Genomic DNA, 23,155 nt, shown 5'->3' on the forward strand with positions numbered 1-23,155 from the left:
ATTTACAAAGAGAGCGTGACGGATGGCATTGGTAATTTTTGATCTGGACGAGACCTTGATCCACGGCGACTGCGCCACCTTGTGGAGCCAGCAGATGGGCCGCCTGGGCTGGGTCGACCCGGAGTCGTTCATGCGCAAGAACAATGAACTGATGGAGGCCTACAGCCAGGGCAAGCTGCGCATGGAGGACTTCATGGACTTCAGCCTGGAGCCGATGATCGGCCGTAGCCCGGAAGAGATTGATCACCTGGTCGAGCCGTGGGTGGAGGACGTGATTGAACCGTTGATCTACAGCGACGCCACCAAGACCATCGCCAGGCACCGAGCCAACGGCGACCGGATTCTGGTGATCTCGGCATCGGGCACCCATCTGGTGAAACCGATTGCCGCGCGCATCGGTATCGATGAGGTACTGGGCATTGAGCTGGACGTCAGCCATGGCGTGTACAGCGGCCGTACCGTCGGTGTACTGACCTATCGCGAAGGCAAGATCACGCGGTTGCTGGAGTGGTTGGAGCAGGAAGGTGAAACGCTGGAGGGGGCCTATTTTTATTCGGATTCGCGCAATGATCTACCGTTGCTGCTCAAGGTGGACCACCCGCAGGTGGTGAATCCGGACCCGGTGTTGCGCGAGCATGCTGAAAAGGCAGGTTGGCCGATCCACCATTGGGTCTGACTCAACCGAGATCCAAATGTGGGAGGGGGCTTGCCCCCGATCGCGGTACGTCAGATGAAACATTCTTCACTGAAACACCGTCATCGGGGGCAAGCCCCCTCCTACATTGATCCTATTCCAATCCGGGATCAGGCCAGGCTTTCGTCAATTACCAGCACCAGTTTCCCGGCGATCTGGTTAGTCGCCAACTCGGCAAACGCGGCCTCGGCATCCTTGATCGGGTACGTCTTGGCCAATTGCGGGCTCAGTCGCCCGTCACCAAACAGTGGCCACACATGCTGGCTCAGATCACTGAACAGGTCAGCCTTGAACTGATCACTGCGGCTGCGCAAGGTCGATCCGAGCAGTTGCACCCGCTTGCCCAGCACCTGCGCCAAATCAATCTGCGCCTCGCGGCCGCCCATCAAACCGATCAACACCCAGCGTCCATCCAGCGCCAGCAGCTTGAGGTCCAGCGCCGCATAGTTGCCACCCACCGGGTCGAGGATCACATCAAACGGCCCGAAGTCGCGCAGCCCTTCGATCCCGTCGGTACGGACCACGCCGCCCTGGGCGCCCAGTTCCTCGCAATAAGCCAGGCGCTCCGCCGAGCCAACGCTGGCCCAGCACGGGCTGCCAAACGCCTTGCACAGCTGGATGGCCGCTGAGCCCACGCCACTGGCACCGGCATGCAGCAGCACTTTCTCGCCGGGCTTGAGGCCTGCCAGCTGGAACAGATTGAGCCAGGCGGTGCTGTACACCTCGGGCAAGGCCGCCGCTTCAATCAACGACAAACCTTCCGGCACCGGTAGCACGTGGCGCGCATCCACCACCACTTCTTCGGCCATGCCACCCCCGGCGAGCAGGGCACAGACGCGATCACCCACTTGCCACGAAGAACCTGGCCCCACTTCGCTGATCACGCCGGAACATTCCAGGCCCAGCACAGCGCTGGCGCCAGGCGGCGGCGGATAGAGTCCGGCACGCTGTAATAAATCGGCGCGATTAAGACCCGCAGCCGCCACGCGAATGCGAACTTGGCCTACGTCACATGTAGGACTTGGTTCGTCCAACCACTCCACATGACCTTCAACGCCTTGCAATGCTTTCACAGTGCCTCCATAGTGAGTCTGGACTGAGCCCGTAGCAGTAGCGCCGGGCTTTTTGCATTATGCGACCGGCCCCTATGGAACCGGCAACTTCAAAGACGGCCTAATATGCGTTATCAATTGCCCCCGCGTCGAATCAGCATGAAGCATCTGTTCCCCAGCACCGCCCTCGCTCTTTTCATTGGTCTCGGCTTCACGTCGATGTCGACCAATACGTTCGCAGCCAACAGCTGGGACAACCTTCAACCGGATCGCGACGAGGTGATTGCCAGCCTTAACGTGGTCGAGTTGCTCAAGCGCCATCACTACAGCAAGCCGCCGCTGGACGACGCTCGCTCGGTGATCATCTATGACAGCTACCTCAAGCTGCTGGATCCGTCGCGCAGCTACTTCCTGGCCAGCGATATCGCTGAGTTCGACAAGTGGAAGATGCAGTTCGACGACTTCCTCAAGAGCGGCGACCTGCAGCCCGGCTTCACCATCTACAAGCGTTACCTGGACCGCGTCAAAGCGCGTCTGGACTTCGCCTTGGCTGAGCTGAACAAAGGTACCGACAAACTCGACTTCACCCAGAAGGAAACCCTTCTGGTGGACCGTAAGGACGCGCCTTGGCTGACCAGCACCGCCGCCCTCGACGACCTGTGGCGCAAACGCGTCAAGGACGAAGTGCTGCGCCTGAAGATCGCCGGCAAAGACCCCAAGGCCATTCAGGAGCTGTTGACCAAGCGCTACAAGAATCAACTGGCGCGTCTGGACCAGACCCGTGCCGAAGATATCTTCCAGGCCTACATCAACACCTTCGCAATGTCCTACGACCCGCACACCAATTATCTGTCGCCAGATAACGCGGAAAATTTCGATATCAATATGAGTCTGTCGTTGGAAGGCATCGGCGCCGTCCTGCAAAGCGACAATGACCAAGTGAAGATCGTGCGTCTGGTGCCGGCCGGTCCGGCAGACAAGACCAAGCAGGTCGCTCCGGCGGACAAGATCATCGGTGTGGCCCAGGCCGACAAAGAGATGGTCGATGTGGTCGGCTGGCGCCTGGACGAAGTGGTCAAGCTGATCCGCGGGCCGAAAGGCAGCGTGGTGCGCCTGGAAGTGATTCCGCACACCAATGCGCCAAACGACCAGACCAGCAAGATCGTGTCCATCACCCGTGAAGCGGTGAAGCTCGAAGACCAGGCCGTGCAGAAGAAAGTCCTCAACCTCAAGCAGGATGGCAAGGACTACAAACTGGGCGTCATCGAAATCCCGGCCTTCTACCTCGACTTCAAAGCCTTCCGAGCTGGCGATCCGGACTACAAGTCCACCACCCGCGACGTGAAGAAAATCCTCACGGAACTGCAGAAAGAAAAAGTCGACGGCGTGGTCATCGACCTGCGCAACAACGGCGGCGGTTCCCTGCAGGAAGCCACCGAGCTGACCAGTCTGTTCATCGACAAAGGTCCGACCGTGTTGGTGCGCAATGCTGACGGCCGTGTCGACGTGCTCGAAGACGAGAACCCGGGCGCCTTCTACAAAGGTCCGATGGCGTTGCTGGTCAACCGCCTCTCGGCCTCGGCTTCGGAGATTTTCGCCGGCGCCATGCAGGACTATCACCGTGCGCTGATCATCGGCGGCCAGACCTTCGGCAAAGGCACCGTGCAGACGATCCAGCCGCTGAACCATGGCGAACTCAAGCTGACGCTGGCCAAGTTCTACCGGGTTTCCGGGCAGAGCACCCAGCACCAGGGCGTACTGCCGGACATCGATTTCCCGTCGATCATCGACACCAAGGAAATCGGCGAAAGCGCCCTGCCGGAAGCCATGCCGTGGGACACCATCCGTCCTGCGATCAAGCCTGCTTCGGATCCATTCAAGCCGTTCCTGACGCAGTTGAAGGCTGACCACGACACCCGCTCCGCCAAGGATGCCGAGTTCGTGTTTATCCGCGACAAGCTGGCCCTGGCCAAGAAGTTGATGGAAGAAAAAACCGTCAGCCTCAACGAAGTGGACCGTCGCGCGCAGCACAGCGACATCGAAAACAAGCAACTTGTGCTGGAAAACGTCCGCCGCAAGGCCAAGGGCGAAGAACCACTCAAGGAGCTGAAGAAAGAAGACGAAGACGCGCTGCCGACCGAAGCGGATAAAACCAAACCGGAAGACGACGCTTACCTGGCCGAGACAGGCCGGATCCTGCTGGACTACCTGAAAATCACCAAACAGGTGGCCAAGCAGTAAATGATGGCGATTTAATGTGATCGCTCTCCGGAGTGTCATCATATAGACATCATTCTGTCGTGAAATGAAGGACCGCAGGCTCATCGCCTGCGGTCCTTTTTTTTCGATCGAGATCGCCATGACCATGACCGAACAGCTGAATGCATTGGGCTCTATCCTGGCTCAACGCAGTTTGCACAGCCTGTTCCAACCGATCATCTGCCTGTCTGAACGGCGCATCCTAGGCTACGAAGCCCTTAGCCGCGGGCCGTCCAACAGCCCGCTGCACTCCCCCGTCGCCCTGTTCTCGGTGGCCGGCCAGGCCGGGCGCCTCAGCGAATTGGAAATGGCCTGCCGCGAAAGCGCATGCCGCCGCTTCAGTGATCAAAAGCTGCCGGGCAAGCTGTTCCTGAATATCTCGCCAGAATCCTTGATGGAAACGGCGCACCAACCGGGACGCACCCTGCAACTGCTGCGCGACTTCGGTATTGCGCCGAGCCAAGTGGTGATCGAACTCACCGAGCAAACCCCCACCGACGATTTCGACCTGCTGCAAACCGCCCTGCACCATTACCGCAACATGGGCTTTTCAATCGCTCTGGATGATCTGGGTGCCGGCTATTCCAGCCTGCGCTTGTGGTCGGAGCTGCGCCCGGACTACGTGAAGATCGACCGGCACTTTATCGACGGCATCCACCAGGATGCGCTCAAGCGCGAGTTTGTCGGCTCGATCCTGCAAATCGCCAGGGCGTCCCGTGCCCAAGTCATCGCCGAAGGTATCGAACTGCCGGAAGAACTGGCGGTGTTAACGGAGATGGGTGTCGATCTGGTCCAGGGTTACCTGCTCTGCCGCCCACAAGAACAACCGCCGCAGGAAGCACGGCTGATGCTGCCCAAACCGGACCAATCCACGGTGGTGCTCAACGATGAAGGCAGCGACCTCAGTGCCCTGCTCAACGAGCAACCAGCGGTGGACCAGGACACCGCCACGGCCAAGGTGCTGGAGGCATTCCGCCGCCAGGCCAACCTTAATTCCCTGGCGGTGCTGGATGAGCGCGGACACCCCGTGGGTATCGTCCACCGGCATTCGCTGTCCGACGCGCTGCTCAAGCCGTTTGCCACCGATCTCTTCGCCCGCAAACCCATCAGCCGCTTGATGAGCACCGATTTTCTGGCGGTTGAGCTGAGCCAGTCACTGCAGCAGGTCAGCCGTTTGCTGACCAGCCGCGCACGGCAACGCATCGAAGAAGACTTCATCATCACGCTCAATGGCGATTACCTGGGCCTGGGTCGGGTGATCGATGTGCTCAAGTTGATCACCGAACTGAAGATCCAGCAGGCCCGCTACGCCAACCCGCTGACCCTGCTGCCCGGCAATGTACCGATCCAGCAGTGCCTCACGCGGCTGTTGCAGCAACAGCGTGAATCAGTGATCTGCTACGTGGATATCGACAGCTTCAAACCGTTCAATGACATCTACGGCTATGGCCGTGGGGACGAGGTGTTGCTGTGCCTGGCGCAGTGCCTGAACGACCGGGTCGACCCGAGCCGCGACTTTGTCGGGCATATCGGCGGCGATGACTTTTTGCTGGTGCTCGGGCCACAGGACTGGCGCAAGCGGCTCAACCAGTTGCTGGATGACTTCCATACCCAATGCCGGCGTTTCTACCGCGCGGAGCATCTGGACGCCGGTTGTTTCGTGGCACTGAACCGTCAGGGCGTGCGCCAGGAGTTTGCGCTGCTGTCGTTGTCGATTGGGGTGGTGCATTTGTATCCACAGGCCTGTGGACAACTCGATGCCAGCCAGTTGGCGGAATTGGCGTCGCAGGCCAAGCACCATGCCAAGGATGTGGCCGGTTACAGCATCCATGTGATCGACAGCATGGACGTGCTGCCCCAGGCGCTCTAAGCCTCGGCAGACTCCGGGTACTCGTATTCAAACACCCGCACCACTTCAGAGGCGTGCCAGGACGCAGCGGCCACGCCATCGGAGGGTCCGCTGAAGCGCCCAAGGCGCTCCACGCACTCAAAGAAACCGGTACGCGGCAGGCGGCTGGCGCCCTGGCTGATCACCAGGGAGCTGCGCAGCGGTTGCTCGGCCTTGGCGTCCAACGCGGCCAGATGCTCCAGGGCCGCGGCCAGGGTTTGCATCGCCGGCGTCGGAAATTGCAGGCGCTCCAGCAGCGCGCGGTAGGTCAACAGATGGCGCTGGCGGCGCGCCTGGTCCAGTTCGTTAAGCAACCCATCCCAGTGTTGACGACTGATACGTAGGCTCAAGATTCATCCCTCCAACCTGCAACGCCCAATTCCCAAGCCAGGCTGCGGCGGATCGCGGCATCCGGCTGGCGTTCACCACTTTCGATCAATCCGAGATACGACGGGCTGATGCCCACGGTGCGGGCCAGGATTTCAATGGCCAGCCCCTTGGCTTCACGCAAGCCGCGCAGGTCTGCGAGCGCACGCAAGTCCTGGTCAGGTGCGGCTTGGACAGTAGGAGGAGGAGTCGGTGAAGGTTGTTGCTGACCGGCAGCCTTTAGCAGCGCCTGGTACTGATCCCATGGCAACACCGCGTATTCCGGTTCGCCATCGCGTGAAATTATCTGAATATCCATGACTGCCCCGTAGGATAACTACACTTACTGAGTAAGTTCTTTCCTTAGGAGTGTAATCCTAACAGCCACAAAGGTCGCAGGGGATAGCCACCTCATCCGTTTTTTTGCGGGTTTTCCCTGGCCAGCAACGCGGGCGTCGCAGGCAGGCGCTCAACCACCGCAAGTTTTTCCGGGCGCTGCGCGTCACGCCAGGCGCGAAAAGCGCTCAGTTCGCCCTCCAGGGCCTTCATGACCCACGCAAGTACGGCGATGTCATCGAGCATGCCGAACATCGGGATAAAGTCCGGGATCGCGTCAATCGGGCTCAGAAAATACATCAGCCCCGCCACCACCGAGATCAGCGCTTTGGGGCTGATGGCTCGATACTCGCCCCGCCAGTAGGCCAGACACAGAGATTGGAGCAACTTGAAATCGTCCTTGAGCTTGCCCAGGCGATTGCCTTGGCTCGACCCCTTGGCGGCGACAGCGAACAGCAGGGTCGGCAGACGCCCACGGCCCAGCAAGCGTGCAGCCATGGGCAGGAAGCGGGTGAAATTGAAGGGTGGTTTCATCTGTCACTCCAGTTCCATCAAACAGAAAGGTTATCCACACAAATTGTGGATAACCTTGTGAACAGAGCCTGTTTTACTGGCTGAAAGCCACGGTTTACAAGGCCTGCAGTCAGATCGGGCGTTTTTTGCGCACATCAAAAAAACCCAAGATTTCATTGACTTGGCGATTGCGTGCGGCTAGTCCTGCTTAAGTCTTATATCAGACTGTTACCGCCCAGGGACGTTCGTTTGGATTTGCCCGAACCGCAATGTGCAAGCTTCAGATACAACAACGCCCCGTCGAGACGGGGCGTTGTGTGTTCAGGCGCCTGTTACTTCTTGGCGGCTGGTGCGTCAGGGGCTTCAGCCTTGGCTGGGTCCTTGATGGCCAGCAGTTCCAGGTCGAAAACCAGCACGGAGTTGGCTGGAATCGCCGGGCTCGGGCTCTGGGCGCCGTAGGCCAGGTCGGATGGGATGTACAACTCGACCTTCTCGCCGACGTGCATCAGTTGCAGGCCTTCGACCCAACCCGGGATCACACCGCTGACCGGCAGGTCAATCGGGCTACCGCGATCCACGGAGCTGTCAAAAGTGGTGCCGTTGGTGAGTTTACCGGTGTAGTGAACAGTCACCACGTCAGTCGGCTTAGGCTGGGCGCCATCGGCTTTCTTGGTGATCTTGTACTGCAGACCGGAAGCGGTGGTAACGACGCCGTCTTTCTTGGCGTTGTCTTCGAGGAATTTCTTGCCGGCGGTAGCCGACTCTTCGCTCATTTTGGTCATGCGTTCTTCAGCACGCTTTTGCAGTGCGGCGAACGCTTCTACCAGTTCGTCGTCTTTGAGCTTCTGCTCTTTCTTGCCGACGGCATCTTCGATGCCCTGGGCTACTGCTTTGGAATCCAGGTCATCCATGCCTTCTTGAGCAAGGCTTTTGCCCATGTTCAGGCCGATGCCGTAGGAAGCTTTCTGCGCCGGGGTTTTCAGCTCTACGCTGGTCTGCGAATCACAACCCGCAAGTACCAGGCTAACCAGGGCCACCGCCGCCGCCAACCGATGCTGTTTCATGCTATTTCCTTGTTCATGCGCCAATAGGGCATTCGAATAAAGTCGCGAGCTTATCAGGCGGCCACGACCAATGGCTACCGGCATGTGAGCAGGAAACTTCCGATAAGTTCACGTGTTTAAAAGCATTTTCATTCATGATGAGCACCCGCGAAGGATCGCGGGACCGCCTGCCAACTGGCTCATGGCCACTTGCCGCACTTGTGCCGTAGTGGCATAACAACGCGACAACTCGACAAGGATAGTTATCTTGCGCATTTTTTCCCGTGTTTTACTCCTGATATTCACCCTTCTGGTCCTGTTGCTGGCCGTGGTGATCTATTACACCGTCAACCCCAAGCTACCGGACTACGTGCCTGTGGAGCAGGTGCACTACCAGGACCAATGGAGTGCCGCCGACCGCCAGACCTATTACTTCACGCCCCAGGGCACCCAGGTAAAAGGCCTGCATTACGACTGGTTCACCGCCCTGGAGCTACCGTTCGCCGAGGGACGCTTTGCCACGCCGCAATACCTGGCGCGCTTCGGCTTCCTGGTGGATCCCAAGCAAGTGCCCACCACACAAAACCCCGGCAACCTGCCCGTAGGGTTTGCCCGCCATAAAAACGCTGGCAGCAACGTTGAGTACCTGGATATCACCTGCGCCGCCTGCCACACCGGCGAATTGCACTTCAAGGGCCAGGCTCTGCGGATCGACGGCGGCTCGGCGCAACATGTGCTGCCATCCAGCGTGCCCACCTTGCGCGGCGGCAGCTTCGGCCAGGCCCTGGTCGCCAGCCTGGCCGCGACCTATTACAACCCATGGAAATTTGAGCGCTTCGCCCGCCAAGTGCTGGGCGATCGCTACGAGGCCGAGCACAGCCAGCTGCGCCAGGACTTCAAGCAGTCGCTGAACCAATTCCTCAAGGTCGCCTGGAACGACACCCACCGTGGCCTTTACCCCACCGAAGAAGGCCCAGGGCGTACCGATGCGTTTGGCCGCATCGCCAACGCCAGCTTTGGCGATGCCATTTCCCCGGACAATTATCGCGTCGCCAACGCACCGGTGGACTACCCGCAACTGTGGGACATCTGGACCTTCGACTGGGTGCAATGGAACGGCTCGGCCCAGCAGCCTATGGCACGCAATATCGGCGAAGCCCTCGGCGTGGGGGCGACCCTGACGTTTTTCGATGGCGCGGGCCAGCCCCTTCAAGGCGATGCACGTTATCCGTCCAGCGTACGCGTGCGCGACCTCAACCTGATCGAAGAAACCCTGCAACGCCTCAAACCGCCTACCTGGCCCGAGGAGTTGTTCGGCGCCGTCGACAAGCCGCTCGCCGCCCAAGGCCGAGCGCTGTTCGCCGAGAACTGCGCCGGCTGCCACGTGCCCACTGTCAGCCAGGAAGGTGGTCGCCCGGTGCAAACCCTGAAAATGCTGCCGGTGGACTACATCGGCACCGACCCCGGCACTGCCAGCAATATCGCCGACCAGCGCTACGACCTCAGCGCCCTGCAATGGGACCCGGCGGAGTTGGCCAAGCTGAATGTCCAATTGCACCCGACACCGACCGAGCCCCTGGACCCGAAAAGTATGTCTGTGGCCAAGGGCCTGGCCTATGTCACTGCCTTTGTCGAAGACCACGCCTACCGCGCCGCCGGTGTCACCACGGCCGAGCGCCCGCGCATGGATGGCTACGGCCTGCCGATTGGCGTGCGCGAGCTGCGCGCCTACAAGGCACGCCCACTGGCCGGCGTGTGGGCCACGCCGCCGTTTTTGCATAACGGTTCGGTGCCGACAATCTACCAATTGCTCTCGCCCCAGGACGAGCGCAGCACCACCTTCTATAAAGGCACCTTCAATTACGACCCGCGCCATCTCGGCTTTGAGACCACGGCGTTCAAGAATGCCTTTGTCTTCGATACCAAAATCACCGGCAACCACAACAGCGGCCACGAACTCCGGGCCGGCGCTCGTGGCAACGGCGTCATCGGCCGCGGCCTGCTGCCGCAGGAACGCTGGGCGCTGCTGGAATACCTCAAAGTGCTGGGCGGCCCGCTGGAGCAACAACTGCCATGATGATCCGATCTCGATACGACCAACCGTCCCTGCTCGCACGCCTGTGGCTGCGCATGGGTAGATTCCTCGGCAAGAGCTTGCTGTGGCTGATGGGCCTGGGCTTGCTCGGCTGGCTGGCCGCTACCGCCTGGTACGCCTGGCAGCACAGCGGACCGGTGTCGCCCAATGAGCAGATCCCGCCGGGTGAAGCGGCAATGACCCAGGGCATCATCCAGACCGCCGTGCGCATCGTCGACCAGCACCGCGAAAGCACGCGCTACCTGCGTGATGCCCACGCCAAGGCCCACGGTTGCGTGAAGGCCGAAGTCAGCGTGCTCGCCGACCTCGACCCGGCGTTGCGCCAGGGGGTGTTCGCCGAACCGGGCAAGACCTGGAAGGCGCTGATACGGCTGTCCAACGGCAACGCCTACCCGCAGTTCGACAGCATTCGTGATGCCCGTGGCATGGCGATCAAGCTGCTTGATGTGCCGGGCAAACAGTTGCTCGCCGACCAGCAAACCCGTGCCGAACAGGACTTCGTGATGTTCAGCCATCCGAACTTCTTCGTCAGCGATGTGGCGGAATACGCGCAGAACATCGGTGCCCAGGCCGATGGCAAGAAAGTCCTGGCGTTCTTCCCAAAGGCCGACCCGCGCAGTTGGCAAGTGCGCCATCTGTTTATCGCCCTGGCAACCCTGGCGCCCGCACCGGCCAGCCCGACGCAGACCACGTACTTTTCCGTATCGCCCTACAAGTTCGGCGCGGCCAACGCCAAGTTCCGCGTCGCGCCCGACCCGCAAAGCTGCCCGGAATACGCGCTGCCCAAACAGAACCAGGACCTGCCGAACTTCCTGCGCAGCGCCCTGAGCCAGCAATTATCCACCGACCGCGTGCCGGTCTGTTTCGTGTTGCAGATCCAGCGGCAGAACCCGCAGAAATTCATGCCGATCGAAGACACCAGCATCGAATGGAAGGAAAGCGACGCGCCGTATGAAAGCGTGGCCAAGGTGCGGATCCCGGCCCAGGATTTCGATACGCCTGAGCTGAACCTGGCCTGTGACAACCAATCATTCAACCCCTGGTTTGGCGTGGCGGAGCACCGCCCTATCGGCGGCATCAACCGCTTGCGCAAGGCGGTGTATGAAGCGGTCAGCGACTATCGTCACAGCCGGAACGCGCCGTAAAAAGTGCGTAGCAATGGGCCCGACGCCGTAAAGAATGCGTCGGGTCTATTGAGCTGTATGCGTCCCACCTCTACGGTGAAGGCTTACCCCGTCACGTCGGAAATAACCGTGGAAAGCTCGACCCTTGGCATGCTCATACTGACCTTGATCGCCGTGTTCGGCACCGCCTCTTTTTTCTTTGATCACATGGCGACGCGCCGCCAGCCACGCAAGAAAAAACCAACGGTATAAATCGCAGGCAAAAAAAACCCGCTCATTGAGCGGGCTTCTTGTGGTGACCTGGCGTTCAGTGTTCCAGGTTACCGAATATGGCGCAGCGGACGGGACTCGAACCCGCGACCCCCGGCGTGACAGGCCGGTATTCTAACCGACTGAACTACCGCTGCGCGTAACACATGAAGCGAATGGTGGGTGATGACGGGATCGAACCGCCGACCCTCTGCTTGTAAGGCAGATGCTCTCCCAGCTGAGCTAATCACCCTTCGTTTCGGTGTGGGCGCATCATACACCAAAAAATCGTAATGTCTTGATTTAAATGCAATTTATTTAAAAAAAGTTCACCGCACGATTTTTTGCCATATTTCGGGCAAAAAAAACCCGCTCAATGAGCGGGCTTTCTGTGGTGACCTGGCGTTCAGCATTCCAGGTTACCGAATATGGCGCAGCGGACGGGACTCGAACCCGCGACCCCCGGCGTGACAGGCCGGTATTCTAACCGACTGAACTACCGCTGCGCGTAACACATGAAGCGAATGGTGGGTGATGACGGGATCGAACCGCCGACCCTCTGCTTGTAAGGCAGATGCTCTCCCAGCTGAGCTAATCACCCTTCGTCTCGGTGTGGCGCGCATTCTACGGAGCGACCTATGGTCTGGCAAGCACTTTCTTAAATCTTTTTTTTGAGGCCTTCCAATGGCTTAGGCAGGGTTGGCCTGGGGCGCTATCAAGAGAATAATGCCCCCCTTTGTATAAAGGAGAGACTCACCCCATGTGGTTCAAGAACCTGCTTATCTATCGCCTGACCCAAGATCTGCCTGTTGATGCCGAGGCGTTGGAAACTGCAATGGCCACCAAACTGGCGCGCCCTTGTGCAAGCCAGGAGTTGACCACTTACGGTTTCGTCGCGCCTTTTGGTAAAGGTGAAGACGCTCCCCTGGTTCACGTCAGCGGAGATTTCCTGCTGATTGCCGCGCGCAAGGAAGAACGCATCCTGCCGGGCAGCGTAGTGCGTGACGCGCTTAAAGAGAAAGTTGAAGAGATCGAGGCCGAGCAGATGCGCAAGGTCTATAAGAAGGAACGCGATCAGATCAAGGATGAAATCATCCAGGCCTTCCTGCCCCGCGCATTTATCCGTCGCTCGTCGACCTTCGCCGCCATTGCGCCGAAACAAGGCCTGATCCTGGTCAACTCGGCCAGCCCGAAACGCGCCGAAGACCTGCTCTCCACCCTGCGTGAAGTGATCGGCACCTTGCCAGTACGTCCGCTCACCGTGAAAACCGCACCAACCGCGATCATGACCGACTGGGTCACCACCCAGAAACCGGCCGATGACTTTTTCGTCCTCGACGAATGTGAACTGCGTGACACCCACGAAGACGGCGGCATCGTGCGTTGCAAGCGCCAGGACCTGACTGGCGAAGAAATCCAACTGCACCTGACCACCGGCAAAGTCGTGACTCAACTATCGCTGGCCTGGCAGGACAAGCTGTCCTTCATGCTCGACGACAAGATGACCGTCAAGCGCCTGAAGTTCGAAGACCTGCTGCAAGACCAGGCGGAACAGGACGGCGGCGACGAAGCCCTGGGCCAACTGGATGCGAGCTTTACGTTGATGATGCTGACCTTCGGCGAGTTCCTGCCGGCGTTGGTTGAAGCACTGGGCGGTGAAGAAACTCCACAGGGCATTTAAGCCATGTGAAGATCAAAATGTGGGCGGGGGCCTTCCCCCCTCCCACATTTGATCGCATGTGTACTTCAAGAATCTAACAACAAGGACACTGCCATGCGCGCACTCGCCGCCTTGAGCCGCTTCGTCGGCAATACCTTCGCCTATTGGGTGTTGATTTTTGCCGTGCTGGCCTTCCTCGAACCGAGCTGGTTCATCGGCCTGAAAAGCGCCATCGTCCCGCTGCTGGGGCTGGTGATGTTCGGCATGGGGCTGACCCTCAAACTCGATGACTTCGCCGAAGTCGCTCGCCACCCCTGGCGTGTGGCCCTCGGCGTGGTTGCGCACTTTGTGATCATGCCCGGCGTGGCCTGGCTGCTGTGCCAGGTGTTTCACCTGCCACCGGAAATTGCCGTCGGCGTGATCCTCGTCGGTTGCTGCCCAAGCGGCACCTCGTCCAACGTGATGACCTGGCTGGCCCGTGGCGACCTGGCGTTGTCGGTGGCCATCGCCGCCGTCACCACCCTCCTCGCCCCGCTGCTCACGCCAGCGCTGATCTGGCTGCTGGCCTCGGCCTGGCTGCCCGTATCGTTCATGGAGTTGTTCTGGTCGATCCTGCAAGTGGTGCTGCTGCCGATCGTGCTTGGTGTGGTCGCCCAGCGCGTACTCGGCGAACGGGTTCGCCATGCGGTGGACGTATTGCCCTTGGTGTCGGTGGTCAGCATCGTGATCATCGTCGCGGCGGTGGTTGCGGCCAGCCAGGCGAAGATCGCCGAATCGGGCCTGTTGATCATGGCCGTGGTGATGCTGCACAACAGCTTCGGCTACCTGCTGGGCTACTTCACCGGGCGCCTGTTCAAGTTGCCTTTGGCGCAACGCAAGTCGCTGGCGCTGGAAGTGGGCATGCAGAACTCCGGGCTGGGCGCCGCGCTGGCCAGTGCGCACTTCTCGCCGCTGGCTGCCGTGCCGAGTGCGCTGTTCAGTGTCTGGCACAATATTTCCGGGGCGTTGCTGTCGACGTACTTCCGTCGCATGAGCGAGAAGGAAGACCGTCGTATCCTGGAGAACACCCCACAAACTTGATCGCCTGATCCGTTTTCGGCACTCTACGGGCTTCGCGGGGACGACCTCGCGACGCCAACGAGCGTTGAATCCGGGGACGACCCCGCCTGAATAAGCGAGGTCATCATGTCCTGGATCATTCTGTTTTTTGCCGGGTTGTTTGAAGTCGGCTGGGCCGTGGGCCTGAAGTACACCGACGGGTTCAGCAAGCCACTGCCCACCGCCCTGACCATTGCGGCGATGGCCATCAGCCTTGGCCTGCTGGGGCTGGCCATGAAGGAGCTGCCACTGGGCACCGCCTATGCCATCTGGACCGGTGTCGGTGCCGTGGGCACCGTTATTGCCGGGATTATCCTGTTTGGGGAATCCATGGCGTTGTTTAGGTTGGCAAGTGTGGCGTTGATTATCTGCGGGCTTGTTGGGCTTAAGATCAGCGCTTAGGCCGCTACCGCCATCGGGGGCAAGCCCCCTCCCACACTGGACCGCGCTTGTCAGAACAACTCGGTCAAATGTGGGAGGGGGCGTGCCCCCGATGAGGCCCGGACATCCAGCGCAGAACTACCTTGCACTCCCACGCAGAACACCAACCACAGCCTGTAATTGCGCAGGTGTCGCCTCCTCTACCCGAACAGGCTCACCGGCCACCAACACCACCCGCGACCAGATGCGGTGGAAAATCCCCTTGTTCGGATCACGACTGAAGAAACTCCCCCACAACCCCTGCAACGCCATCGGAATCACCGGCACTGGCGTCTCCTCCAGAATCCGCGTCACCCCGCCACGGAATTCGTTCATCTCGCCATCAGCGGTCAACTTGCCTTCGGGGAAGATGCATACCAACTCACCTTCCTTCAGATACTGCGCAATTCGTGTGAAGGCCTTTTCGTAAATCTGGATATCTTCATGACGCCCGGCAATCGGAATCGCCCCGGCGGTGCGGAAGATGAAGTTGAGCACCGGCAGGCGGTAGATCTTGTAGTACATGACAAAGCGAATCGGACGACGCACGGACCCTGCAATCAATAGCGCATCGACAAACGACACGTGGTTGCACACCAGCAAGGCCGCGCCTTCGTCCGGGATCAGGTCGAGTCTTTTATGCTCCACGCGGTACATGGAATGGCTGAGCAGCCAGATCATGAAACGCATGGTGAACTCGGGGACGATCTTGAAGATGTAAGTGTTGACCGCGATGTTGAGCAGCGACACCACCAGGAACAACTCGGGGATCGACAGCTTGGCCACGCTCAGCAGCAGGATCGACACAATGGCCGACACCACCATGAACAACGCGTTGAGGATATTGTTGGCGGCGATCACCCGCGCACGCTCGTTCTCGGCGGTGCGCGACTGGATCAGCGCGTACAGCGGCACGATATAAAAGCCGCCGAATACACCGAGGCCGAGGATATCGATCAACACCCACCAGGCTTGGCCGTAACCGAGCACCGCCAGCCAGTCATTGGCCTGCACGTTCTGCGGGAAGCCGCCAGAGTGCCACCACAGCAGCAGGCCGAACACCGTCAAGCCGAATGAACCGAACGGCACCAGGCCGATTTCCACCTTGCGCCCGGAGAGCTTTTCGCAAAGCATCGAACCGAGGGCGATGCCCACCGAGAACACCGTGAGGATCAGGGTCACCACGGTTTCATCGCCGTACAACCATTCCTTGGCGTAGGCCGGGATCTGGGTCAGGTAGATCGCGCCGACAAACCAGAACCACGAGTTGCCGACAATGGAGCGCGACACCGCCGGCGTCTGCCCCAGGCCCATGCGCAGCGTGGCCCAGGACTGGGTGAAGATATTCCAGTCCAGCCGCAGTTGCGGGGTAGACGCCGCCGCCCGTGGAATGCTGCGGCTGGCCAGGTAACCCAGCACCGCCACGCCGACAATCGCCACCGCCACAATCGGCGCGTAATGGGTAGACGACATCATGATCCCGGCGCCAATGGTGCCGGCCAGGATCGCCAGGAACGTGCCCATCTCCACAAGGCCATTGCCGCCGACCAACTCATCGTCGCGCAGGGCCTGGGGCATGATCGAGTACTTCACCGGGCCAAACAGTGCCGAGTGGGTGCCCATGGCAAACAGCGCCAGTAACATCAATTCGAGGTGGTTAGTCAGGAAGCCCGTGGCGCCAACGGCCATGATCACGATCTCGCCGATCTTGATCGCGCGGATCAATGCATCCTTGTTGAATTTCTCGCCAAACTGCCCGGCCAGCGCCGAGAACAGGAAGAACGGCAGGATAAACAACAAGGCGCACAGGTTGACCCAGATCGAGCGATCGCCGTCGATGGTGAGCTTGTAGAGGATCGCCAGGATCAGCGATTGCTTGAAAATGTTGTCGTTGAAGGCGCCCAGCAACTGGGTGATGAAAAACGGCAGAAAGCGCCGCGTGCGCAGCAAGGTGAATTGCGAGGGGTGGCTCATCGTCCGTGTTCCTGCGTGGCCTTTATTTATCAGGCCACGACTTTACCTAATCCCGCTTACTTATTCGCTAGCCCTGCAATACATGGCGAAACAAAAAGCTCACCTTTATAGGCGCCCTGCACGGTGCGCCTGGCGACGATCAGCCACATCAGCGCCAATGCCAGCACCAGCGCACTGCCAAATACGTAGAAAAATGTCAGATGCAGCACATTCGCCAACTTGAGCGTGGCCAGGGCGTACACGCCCAGGGGGAAGGTAAAGCCCCACCAGCCCAGGTTAAACGGAATGCCAGCGCGCAGGTAACGCAGGGTGATCAGCACCGCGATCAGCATCCACCACAAGCCGAAGCCCCACAGGGTTACCCCCGCGATCAGGCCGATGCCGTTGGCGATCTCGCCGACACCCGGCAAGCCATTGGCAGCGAAGATCGCGGGCGCGTCGCCACCGAGCAGCAACATACCGAGGGCGCCGGTGCCAATAGGGCCGAGCGCCAACCAACTCGACGCGGCCATACTGGCGTGGGGCAATTTATGCAGGGCCATGCGCAACATCAGGATGGTCAGGATGCTGAACGCCACCGGCAGGGAAAACGCCCAGAGCACATAGCTGGTCACCAGCATCACCAGTTGCGAATGAGCGTCCGCCAGATGCGGCGCCAGCAAGCCCCCGCTGGCCGCAGCGACTTCGGCGGCGACCACCGGCAACAGCCACACGGCGGTCATCTGGTCGATGCTGTGTTCCTGGCGGGTGAACATCATGAATGGGATCAATACACCGCAGGCCAGGGCCATCGCGACGTCCAACCACCACAGGGCTTCGACCACCGGGATCACCTCAACGCCCCAGCGCGGCAGGCCGAACAACAGCAAACCGTTGAGAATCGTCGCCAACCCCATGGGAATCGTGCCAAAAAACATCGAAACCGTGGAATGCCCGAAGATCCGCCGCGCCTCGTGGAAAAACATCACCCAGCGCGCGGCATACAAGACGCTGAACAGGATGAACAGCCCAATGGTAAACATCCACAGGCCTTCAGCGATGGTGTGCAATACGGGCAGGTTGACCGGCAATTGCGCCAGGGCCAGAGCCAGCACCCCCGTGCCCATCGTTGCGGCGAACCAGTTGGGGGTGAATTGGCGAATCACTTCCCGGGGACGGGTCAGGTGGCTGAGGGGTTTGTAGCTGATGGTGTTCGAGCAGGTCATGATGAAAATCCTCTTCCTCGCATGAGGTTGAGACCATCATAGAACCTGACCGAATATCTATATAACGGGTAATATCTCTAACTGTTATCTATTTTGCAGATACTCGATTGGCGTGAAGAGTCCTGCACCCTCAACCCCACCAGAGCAGACAGGGCCAGTATGATCAGCGCCGCGCCGTAGCCGTCGGTGGTCACGATCAGGCCGTAACCTCGGATCAGGTTGCCCGCCAGCAACGACGGCAGGCAGAACGCCAGGTAACTGAGCACATAAAACGCCGACATCAACCCGGCTCGCTCATGGGGCAACGCCAGCGGCACCACGCTGCGCAACGCCCCGAGAAAGCCTGCGCCGAAGCCGCTGCCAGCGATCAGAGTGGCGATAAAAAACAACGACAGGCTGGCGCTGTGTACCGCCGCCAGGATCAGCGCCACCCCCACTGCCAGCAATGCCGCGCCAAGGCGCAGCACCTTGTCGGCCGGGCGATTGCGCAAGGTGAAGATCATCAGCGCCCCGCTCAACGTCAGTACCGCGACCAGACCGCCACCGATGAGGTTGGACGTGGACCCCGTCGCCGCCCGCACCAACGAAGGCGCCAGGGACAAATAGAACCCACCCATCGCCCACACCGCCACATCCACCGGCAACGACAACCACAGCGCCCGGCGTGCCTGGGGCGGCACATGCAGGGTTGGCCGCAGCGATGCCCATGCACCCGGAATACGGCTGACGGTTTCCGGCAGGCGCCACACATACAGTGCCTGCACCAACATCAGTGCCAGCAGCGCCGCGTAGATCAACTGCGTCGGCAATGGCGCGAACTCCACCAGCAAACTGCTACCCATCGCCCCGCACGCCATCCCCAGCAACGGTGCCACACTATTGACCAATGGCCCTTGCTGGCGGTCGGTATCCAACAGCGCCGCGCCCAGCACCGCCGTGGCCATGCCGGTGGCAAAGCCCTGTAATGTACGCGCCGCGATCAGCCAGGCCACGCTGTCTTCATTGATAAACAGCAGCATCGCCAACATATTCAGCAGCAGCGCAGCAAAAATCACCGGCTTGCGCCCCAGGTGGTCCGACAGCGAACCCACCGTCAACAGCGCCGCCAGCAGGCTCAGCGCGTATACACCGAAGATCAGCGTGAGCATACCTGCAGAAAAATGCAGGCCTTGCTGATACAGGTGATACAACGGCGTCGGCGCGCTGGACGCGGCCAGGAATGTCAGCAAGGTGATCGCCAGAAACACCAGGCTGGAACGGTGGGAAATAGGACTGGACATCGGCACGCTCCGCTAAAGCTAATATATTGCTTTTGTGGAGTGTGCGACTGGTCAGCGCTTAAAGCAAATTCTTTGTGTTAAGGTCGTAAATATGGCGATTAAAGAAGGCCTCCGCCCGGGGGGCCGTAGTGCCCGGGTACAAGAATCCGTTCATTCGGCCGTGCGTGAGCTGCTCGGAACCCACGAGCGCTCCAGCGTCACCGTGCCGATGATTGCCACTCGCGCAGGCGTCACGCCGTCGACCATCTACCGACGGTGGGGCGACCTCTCCGTTCTCCTGGCCGATGTGGCCCTGGCGCGCATGCAGCCTGATAGCGAGCCGGCCAACACCGGCAGTCTGCGCGGCGACCTGCAAGCCTGGGCCGAGCAGTATCTGGATGAAATGAGTTCAGAACCGGGGCGCAACATGATGCGCGACGTGCAATGCAGCGTGACGCCTGGGTATTGCGTGAGCATCTTGAGTGGGCAGTTTCAGGCGATTGTCGAGCGCTACCCGGATGACAACCCACCCAGCGTCGACCGCCTGATCAACTTGCTGGCGGCGCCGACGGTGTTTCGGATTCTGTTTTCGACGGCACCGTTGGCGGTTGAAGAACTGTCTGCACTGATTGAACTCGCCTTGGGGAGATAAAAGCCTCACTCATAACCCAATGTGGGAGGGGCAAGCCCCTTCCCACACTTTCCCACATGCATTCAGTGAGTTATGTACGCATCCCGCGTCCACTGACCAGCAACTTCGCGCAACCGATATACAAGACGATGGTCGCAACGATCATGAAGGTGATCGCCACGCTGATCTTGATATCCGACACGCCCAGGATGCCGTAACGGAAGGCGTTGACCATGTGCAACACCGGGTTGGCCAGCGACACGGTCTGCCAGAACGGCGGCAGCAAGGTGATGGAGTAGAACACGCCGCCCAGGTAGGTCAGCGGCGTCAGCACAAAGGTCGGGATGATCGAAATATCATCGAAGTTGCGTGCAAACACTGCGTTGATGAACCCCAGCAGCGAGAAGATCGTCGCCGTCAGCACCACCACCAGAATGGTGACCCCGAGGTGATGCACCTGCAGGTGAGTGAAGAACAGCGACAACAGCGTCACGATCACCCCGACCATCAAGCCACGCAACACACCACCTGCGGTGTAGCCCAGCAGGATGGTGTGCGGTGACACCGGCGAGACCATCAGTTCTTCAATCGAGCGCTGGAACTTGCTGCCGAAGAAACTTGAAACCACGTTGCCGTAGGAGTTGGTGATCACCGACATCATGATCAGGCCCGGCACGATGTACTCCATATAGGTGAAACCACCCATGTCACCGATCTGCCGGCCGATCAGGTTACCGAAGATCACGAAGTACAGGACCATGGTGATCGCTGGCGGTAGCAGGGTCTGCGGCCAGATCCGGGTAAAGCGCTTCACTTCACGGTAAACGATGGTTTGCAGCGCGACAAGGTTGGGTTGCAGTTCGGAACTCATACCGCCACCTTCGTCAGATTTTTCTCCACCAGGGACACGAACAACTCCTCAAGGCGATTGGTTTTGTTACGTAGGCTCAGCACTTCGATGTTCTGGGTCGCCAACTGCGTGAACAGCGCGGTGATGCCCATGGCCTTGTCGACCTGGACCTCCAGAGTGTGGCTGTCCAACAGCCGGCTCGGGTAGCCCAGCAGTTGCGGCGGCGCCGACAGATTGTTCTTCAGGTCGAGCAGGAAAGTTTCCACATGCAACTGGCCCAGCAGGTTACGCATGCTGGTGTTCTCGACGATGGTGCCGTGGTCAATGATGCCGATGTTGCGGCACAACTGCTCAGCCTCTTCCAGGTAATGGGTGGTGAGGATGATGGTGATGCCCTTCTCGTTCAGCTCGGTGAGAAAGGTCCACATCGAACGGCGCAACTCGATATCCACGCCAGCGGTGGGCTCATCGAGGATCAGCAGGCGTGGCTCATGCACCAGGGCGCGAGCGATCATCAGACGACGTTTCATACCGCCGGACAATGAACGGGACGGCACGTCGCGCTTGTCCCACAGGCCGAGCTGGGTCAGGTACTGCTCGGCGCGTTCCTTGGCGACTTTCGACGGGATGCCGTAGTAACCGGCCTGGGTCACCACGATATCGAAGGTCTTTTCGAACTGGTTGAAGTTGAATTCCTGAGGCACCACACCGATGGAGCGCTTGAGCGCCGCCGGGGATTTATCCAGGTCATGGCCGAAGATATTCACCGTGCCGCTGGTCTTGTTGACCAGGGTGGAGAGGATGCCGATGGTGGTGGATTTGCCGGCACCGTTGGGGCCGAGCAAGGCGAAGAAGTCACCTTCGGCAACATCCAGATCGATACCACTCAGGGCCTGGAAACCGTTGCCGTAGGTTTTGGTTAGCTGCCGGATGGACAGAGCGGAACTCATATCGGAATACGCACCAAAGAAGGGAATGAAAAGAGTAGATGAGCGCGCAGCCCACGTAGTTCAACGGCGGCGCATGACAAGCATGGTGCTTGCCCGCGCCGCACAAGTACAGTCACCTGTATTAATAGTCAGTATTAAGTCAACGCGGTCATGACCGCTTTGCGATAGGCCGGGCGTTGTTGCAGGCGCTGATACCAGGCTTCAAGATGGGGCATTGCCGGGCGCTCGATGGGCATTTCGAACCAGGCGTAGGCAAAGCAGCCCAAGGGGATATCGCCCATGCCGAAGGCGCTGCCGGACAGGTAAGGCTGCTCGGCGAGGGCCTGGTCGACTGTTTTGAGCGCATCGATACACGCTTGGCGCCCGGCATTGATGCTGTCCCAGTTCTGTTTTTCCGCCGGGGTACGCACGACACCCCAGAACACCGCCTTGAACGGCTCGGCCAGGGTCGAGGTGGTCCAGTCCATCCACTTCTCCGCGCTGGCTCGGGCTTGCAGATCGGTCGGATAAAATTCCGACGCTTGCTTAGCACATAGATAACGCACGATGGTGTTGGATTCCCACAACACAAAGTCATCGTCCTGAATCATCGGCACCCGGCCATTGGGGTTCAACGCCCGGTATTGCGGGGTGTCGACCACACCAAAAGCCCCGCCCGCATCAATCGCCTCATAGTCCAGGCCGAGTTCCTCGGCGCACCACAGTGCTTTCCTGACGTTTGATGAATTTTTACGACCCCAGATCTTCAGCATGACCGCGCCTTATTGTTGATGAACATGGCTTGATGGACGCAGCAGCATACGCCGGTTCACCCGCGGCTTAAATCGCTCTGCAGGTCGCCCAACAGGTTTGGCATGTCGTCGACAAACAGGTGCGGGTAACATTTCTGAATATGGGTGAAGAACAATTCCTCGGGCACATCTGCAAATTGCCCGTGGTCCACCACGTACTCCATCGAGCGCTGGCCCTGGCGATTGAACGCGTGAAACACACTGTCGTTGCGCCCGTCGAAGTCCAACGGCGGAACATCGAATACTTCGCACAATTGCTGATTGAATGCCGGCGTGGCTTTGACCCAGCGGCCGTTCAAGTACAGTTCGGTGTAGCCGTGCATGGCAAACACATCACTCTTGAGCAACGCAAGCAGGCGCGGGGTCGACAGGTGATTGCGCACATCCGCCAGGCCAATGCGCGCCGGGATCCCACAGTGGCGCGCGCAGGCAGCAAGCAAGGTGGCCTTGGGCACGCAGTAGCTCTCACGGGTGGCCAACGCAGAGCTGGCATTCAAGGTGTCTGGATCGCGGCTGAAGGTGTAGGGGTTGTAGCGCACGGCATCACGCACGGCGTAATAGAGACTGACTGCCTGGTCAGTTAAATCCGCACGGGTTCCGCGATGTTTTTCGGCGAACTCCACCACCGCAGGGTGGTCACTATCGATGAAGCGGCTGGGACTCAGGTACGTTTCCATGAGCGCTGTCTCCGAGGGAAG

Annotated in this window: 22 protein-coding genes and 4 tRNA genes; 10 read left to right on the forward strand and 16 right to left on the reverse strand. The window is 59.7% G+C overall.

What is annotated here, in order from left to right:
• Window positions 1–22: 22 nt before the first annotated feature.
• A complete protein-coding gene (locus NDJ82_RS26440) occupies window positions 23–676 on the forward strand; it encodes an HAD family hydrolase (RefSeq protein WP_250926607.1) in 654 nt (217 codons plus the stop codon).
• Between the two features lie 128 nt (window positions 677–804).
• Here the strand turns inward: NDJ82_RS26440 and NDJ82_RS26445 are convergent, their stop codons facing one another.
• Window positions 805–1,767 carry a zinc-binding dehydrogenase gene (locus NDJ82_RS26445; RefSeq protein ID WP_250926608.1) on the reverse strand — a complete coding sequence of 321 codons (963 nt, stop codon included), beginning with the start codon at window positions 1,765–1,767 and terminating at the stop codon, window positions 805–807.
• A 138-nt stretch (window positions 1,768–1,905) separates the two neighbouring features.
• Here NDJ82_RS26445 and NDJ82_RS26450 point away from each other — a divergent pair, with 138 nt between their 5' ends.
• A complete protein-coding gene (locus NDJ82_RS26450) occupies window positions 1,906–3,987 on the forward strand; it encodes a carboxy terminal-processing peptidase (RefSeq protein ID WP_177411518.1) in 2,082 nt (693 codons plus the stop codon).
• Between the two features lie 118 nt (window positions 3,988–4,105).
• The gene (locus tag NDJ82_RS26455; protein ID WP_099584480.1) at window positions 4,106–5,875 is read left to right on the forward strand and encodes a bifunctional diguanylate cyclase/phosphodiesterase; all 1,770 of its coding nucleotides are present in this window, start codon (window positions 4,106–4,108) and stop codon (window positions 5,873–5,875) included.
• On the opposite strand, the gene NDJ82_RS26460 is transcribed toward NDJ82_RS26455, so the two are convergent.
• From NDJ82_RS26460 to bamJ, 4 genes are all read right to left on the reverse strand, one after another.
• The gene (locus tag NDJ82_RS26460; RefSeq protein WP_005786715.1) at window positions 5,872–6,243 is read right to left on the reverse strand and encodes a hypothetical protein; all 372 of its coding nucleotides are present in this window, start codon (window positions 6,241–6,243) and stop codon (window positions 5,872–5,874) included. The genes NDJ82_RS26455 and NDJ82_RS26460 overlap by 4 nt on opposite strands.
• Entirely contained in the window at window positions 6,240–6,578 is a 339-nt protein-coding gene (locus NDJ82_RS26465) for a helix-turn-helix domain-containing protein (protein WP_250926609.1), read from the reverse strand. Before NDJ82_RS26465 ends, NDJ82_RS26460 begins: the two co-directional genes overlap by 4 nt.
• A gap of 92 nt (window positions 6,579–6,670) precedes the next feature.
• Entirely contained in the window at window positions 6,671–7,129 is a 459-nt protein-coding gene (locus tag NDJ82_RS26470) for a YkvA family protein (RefSeq protein WP_099584451.1), read from the reverse strand.
• Window positions 7,130–7,440: 311 nt separating this feature from the next.
• Window positions 7,441–8,172, reverse strand: a complete 732-nt coding sequence (gene bamJ, locus NDJ82_RS26475; RefSeq protein WP_099584450.1) for a BamJ family beta-barrel-assembly machinery protein — start codon at window positions 8,170–8,172, stop codon at window positions 7,441–7,443.
• A 247-nt stretch (window positions 8,173–8,419) separates the two neighbouring features.
• On the opposite strand from bamJ, the gene NDJ82_RS26480 reads away from it, so the two are divergent.
• The 3 genes from NDJ82_RS26480 to NDJ82_RS26490 are packed head-to-tail and all read left to right on the forward strand — an operon-like array spanning window position 8,420 to window position 11,622.
• Window positions 8,420–10,228 carry a di-heme-cytochrome C peroxidase gene (locus tag NDJ82_RS26480; RefSeq protein ID WP_250926610.1) on the forward strand — a complete coding sequence of 603 codons (1,809 nt, stop codon included), beginning with the start codon at window positions 8,420–8,422 and terminating at the stop codon, window positions 10,226–10,228.
• A complete protein-coding gene (locus NDJ82_RS26485; protein ID WP_250926611.1) occupies window positions 10,225–11,391 on the forward strand; it encodes a catalase family protein in 1,167 nt (388 codons plus the stop codon). The genes NDJ82_RS26480 and NDJ82_RS26485 overlap by 4 nt, the downstream gene beginning before the upstream one ends.
• A gap of 57 nt (window positions 11,392–11,448) precedes the next feature.
• Window positions 11,449–11,622 carry a hypothetical protein gene (locus tag NDJ82_RS26490; RefSeq protein WP_250926612.1) on the forward strand — a complete coding sequence of 58 codons (174 nt, stop codon included), beginning with the start codon at window positions 11,449–11,451 and terminating at the stop codon, window positions 11,620–11,622.
• Between the two features lie 78 nt (window positions 11,623–11,700).
• Here the strand turns inward: NDJ82_RS26490 and NDJ82_RS26495 are convergent.
• From NDJ82_RS26495 to NDJ82_RS26510, 4 genes are all read right to left on the reverse strand, one after another.
• A tRNA-Asp gene (locus tag NDJ82_RS26495) sits at window positions 11,701–11,777 on the reverse strand.
• 19 nt (window positions 11,778–11,796) lie between these two features.
• Window positions 11,797–11,872 (reverse strand) — tRNA-Val (locus NDJ82_RS26500).
• A gap of 176 nt (window positions 11,873–12,048) precedes the next feature.
• Window positions 12,049–12,125: transfer RNA gene (locus NDJ82_RS26505), tRNA-Asp, on the reverse strand.
• Window positions 12,126–12,144: 19 nt separating this feature from the next.
• Window positions 12,145–12,220 (reverse strand) — tRNA-Val (locus NDJ82_RS26510).
• A gap of 159 nt (window positions 12,221–12,379) precedes the next feature.
• On the opposite strand from NDJ82_RS26510, the gene rdgC reads away from it, so the two are divergent.
• The 3 genes from rdgC to sugE all read left to right on the forward strand — a co-directional run bounded on the left by rdgC (window position 12,380) and on the right by sugE (window position 14,779).
• Window positions 12,380–13,300, forward strand: a complete 921-nt coding sequence (gene rdgC, locus NDJ82_RS26515) for a recombination-associated protein RdgC (protein WP_150675788.1) — start codon at window positions 12,380–12,382, stop codon at window positions 13,298–13,300.
• A 93-nt stretch (window positions 13,301–13,393) separates the two neighbouring features.
• Window positions 13,394–14,359, forward strand: coding sequence for a bile acid:sodium symporter family protein (locus NDJ82_RS26520; protein ID WP_099582815.1), 966 nt, complete (start codon window positions 13,394–13,396; stop codon window positions 14,357–14,359).
• Window positions 14,360–14,464: 105 nt separating this feature from the next.
• Complete coding sequence (gene sugE / locus NDJ82_RS26525) at window positions 14,465–14,779, forward strand: quaternary ammonium compound efflux SMR transporter SugE (protein ID WP_017136389.1); 315 nt, start codon at window positions 14,465–14,467, stop codon at window positions 14,777–14,779.
• A gap of 117 nt (window positions 14,780–14,896) precedes the next feature.
• Here sugE and NDJ82_RS26530 read toward each other — a convergent pair whose 3' ends face one another.
• The 3 genes from NDJ82_RS26530 to NDJ82_RS26540 form a co-directional block, all read right to left on the reverse strand.
• Window positions 14,897–16,771 (reverse strand): MFS transporter, encoded by a 1,875-nt coding sequence (locus tag NDJ82_RS26530; protein WP_099582813.1) that lies wholly within the window; start codon window positions 16,769–16,771, stop codon window positions 14,897–14,899.
• Between the two features lie 56 nt (window positions 16,772–16,827).
• Window positions 16,828–17,976 carry a TDT family transporter gene (locus NDJ82_RS26535; RefSeq protein ID WP_250926613.1) on the reverse strand — a complete coding sequence of 383 codons (1,149 nt, stop codon included), beginning with the start codon at window positions 17,974–17,976 and terminating at the stop codon, window positions 16,828–16,830.
• A 77-nt stretch (window positions 17,977–18,053) separates the two neighbouring features.
• Window positions 18,054–19,256, reverse strand: a complete 1,203-nt coding sequence (locus tag NDJ82_RS26540) for an MFS transporter (protein WP_250926614.1) — start codon at window positions 19,254–19,256, stop codon at window positions 18,054–18,056.
• Between the two features lie 91 nt (window positions 19,257–19,347).
• Between NDJ82_RS26540 and NDJ82_RS26545 the strand changes: the two genes are divergently transcribed.
• Window positions 19,348–19,887: a TetR/AcrR family transcriptional regulator gene (locus tag NDJ82_RS26545; RefSeq protein WP_099582810.1), complete on the forward strand. Its 540-nt coding sequence runs from the start codon at window positions 19,348–19,350 to the stop codon at window positions 19,885–19,887.
• A gap of 70 nt (window positions 19,888–19,957) precedes the next feature.
• Here the strand turns inward: NDJ82_RS26545 and NDJ82_RS26550 are convergent, their stop codons facing one another.
• The 4 genes from NDJ82_RS26550 to NDJ82_RS26565 form a co-directional block, all read right to left on the reverse strand.
• Window positions 19,958–20,737: an ABC transporter permease gene (locus NDJ82_RS26550; protein WP_099582809.1), complete on the reverse strand. Its 780-nt coding sequence runs from the start codon at window positions 20,735–20,737 to the stop codon at window positions 19,958–19,960.
• On the reverse strand, window positions 20,734–21,666 hold the full coding sequence (locus tag NDJ82_RS26555; protein ID WP_099582808.1) for an ABC transporter ATP-binding protein: 933 nt from the start codon (window positions 21,664–21,666) through the stop codon (window positions 20,734–20,736). Before NDJ82_RS26555 ends, NDJ82_RS26550 begins: the two co-directional genes overlap by 4 nt.
• A gap of 134 nt (window positions 21,667–21,800) precedes the next feature.
• Window positions 21,801–22,418 (reverse strand): glutathione S-transferase, encoded by a 618-nt coding sequence (locus NDJ82_RS26560; protein ID WP_112194368.1) that lies wholly within the window; start codon window positions 22,416–22,418, stop codon window positions 21,801–21,803.
• A gap of 56 nt (window positions 22,419–22,474) precedes the next feature.
• On the reverse strand, window positions 22,475–23,134 hold the full coding sequence (locus tag NDJ82_RS26565; RefSeq protein WP_191960402.1) for a transglutaminase-like domain-containing protein: 660 nt from the start codon (window positions 23,132–23,134) through the stop codon (window positions 22,475–22,477).
• Window positions 23,135–23,155 lie beyond the last annotated feature (21 nt).

Origin of the sequence: Pseudomonas sp. SR18, from assembly GCF_023701505.1 — a bacterium.
Taxonomy (GTDB): domain Bacteria; phylum Pseudomonadota; class Gammaproteobacteria; order Pseudomonadales; family Pseudomonadaceae; genus Aquipseudomonas; species Aquipseudomonas cyclaminis.

What these genes read in the sequence shown, in the direction of transcription:
- NDJ82_RS26535 (WP_250926613.1), bottom strand. Translation starts at nt 17,976, where the DNA reads ATGACCTGCTCGAACACCATCAGCTACAAACCCCTCAGCCACCTGACC.
- NDJ82_RS26465 (WP_250926609.1), bottom strand. Translation starts at nt 6,578, where the DNA reads ATGGATATTCAGATAATTTCACGCGATGGCGAACCGGAATACGCGGTG.
- NDJ82_RS26540 (WP_250926614.1), bottom strand. Translation starts at nt 19,256, where the DNA reads ATGTCCAGTCCTATTTCCCACCGTTCCAGCCTGGTGTTTCTGGCGATC.
- NDJ82_RS26565 (WP_191960402.1), bottom strand. Translation starts at nt 23,134, where the DNA reads ATGGAAACGTACCTGAGTCCCAGCCGCTTCATCGATAGTGACCACCCT.
- NDJ82_RS26520 (WP_099582815.1), top strand. Translation starts at nt 13,394, where the DNA reads ATGCGCGCACTCGCCGCCTTGAGCCGCTTCGTCGGCAATACCTTCGCC.
- NDJ82_RS26455 (WP_099584480.1), top strand. Translation starts at nt 4,106, where the DNA reads ATGACCATGACCGAACAGCTGAATGCATTGGGCTCTATCCTGGCTCAA.
- NDJ82_RS26450 (WP_177411518.1), top strand. Translation starts at nt 1,906, where the DNA reads ATGAAGCATCTGTTCCCCAGCACCGCCCTCGCTCTTTTCATTGGTCTC.
- NDJ82_RS26545 (WP_099582810.1), top strand. Translation starts at nt 19,348, where the DNA reads ATGGCGATTAAAGAAGGCCTCCGCCCGGGGGGCCGTAGTGCCCGGGTA.
- NDJ82_RS26485 (WP_250926611.1), top strand. Translation starts at nt 10,225, where the DNA reads ATGATGATCCGATCTCGATACGACCAACCGTCCCTGCTCGCACGCCTG.
- NDJ82_RS26470 (WP_099584451.1), bottom strand. Translation starts at nt 7,129, where the DNA reads ATGAAACCACCCTTCAATTTCACCCGCTTCCTGCCCATGGCTGCACGC.
- sugE (WP_017136389.1), top strand. Translation starts at nt 14,465, where the DNA reads ATGTCCTGGATCATTCTGTTTTTTGCCGGGTTGTTTGAAGTCGGCTGG.
- NDJ82_RS26440 (WP_250926607.1), top strand. Translation starts at nt 23, where the DNA reads ATGGCATTGGTAATTTTTGATCTGGACGAGACCTTGATCCACGGCGAC.
- NDJ82_RS26490 (WP_250926612.1), top strand. Translation starts at nt 11,449, where the DNA reads ATGCGTCCCACCTCTACGGTGAAGGCTTACCCCGTCACGTCGGAAATA.
- NDJ82_RS26555 (WP_099582808.1), bottom strand. Translation starts at nt 21,666, where the DNA reads ATGAGTTCCGCTCTGTCCATCCGGCAGCTAACCAAAACCTACGGCAAC.
- NDJ82_RS26530 (WP_099582813.1), bottom strand. Translation starts at nt 16,771, where the DNA reads ATGAGCCACCCCTCGCAATTCACCTTGCTGCGCACGCGGCGCTTTCTG.
- NDJ82_RS26560 (WP_112194368.1), bottom strand. Translation starts at nt 22,418, where the DNA reads ATGCTGAAGATCTGGGGTCGTAAAAATTCATCAAACGTCAGGAAAGCA.
- rdgC (WP_150675788.1), top strand. Translation starts at nt 12,380, where the DNA reads ATGTGGTTCAAGAACCTGCTTATCTATCGCCTGACCCAAGATCTGCCT.
- NDJ82_RS26550 (WP_099582809.1), bottom strand. Translation starts at nt 20,737, where the DNA reads ATGAGTTCCGAACTGCAACCCAACCTTGTCGCGCTGCAAACCATCGTT.
- bamJ (WP_099584450.1), bottom strand. Translation starts at nt 8,172, where the DNA reads ATGAAACAGCATCGGTTGGCGGCGGCGGTGGCCCTGGTTAGCCTGGTA.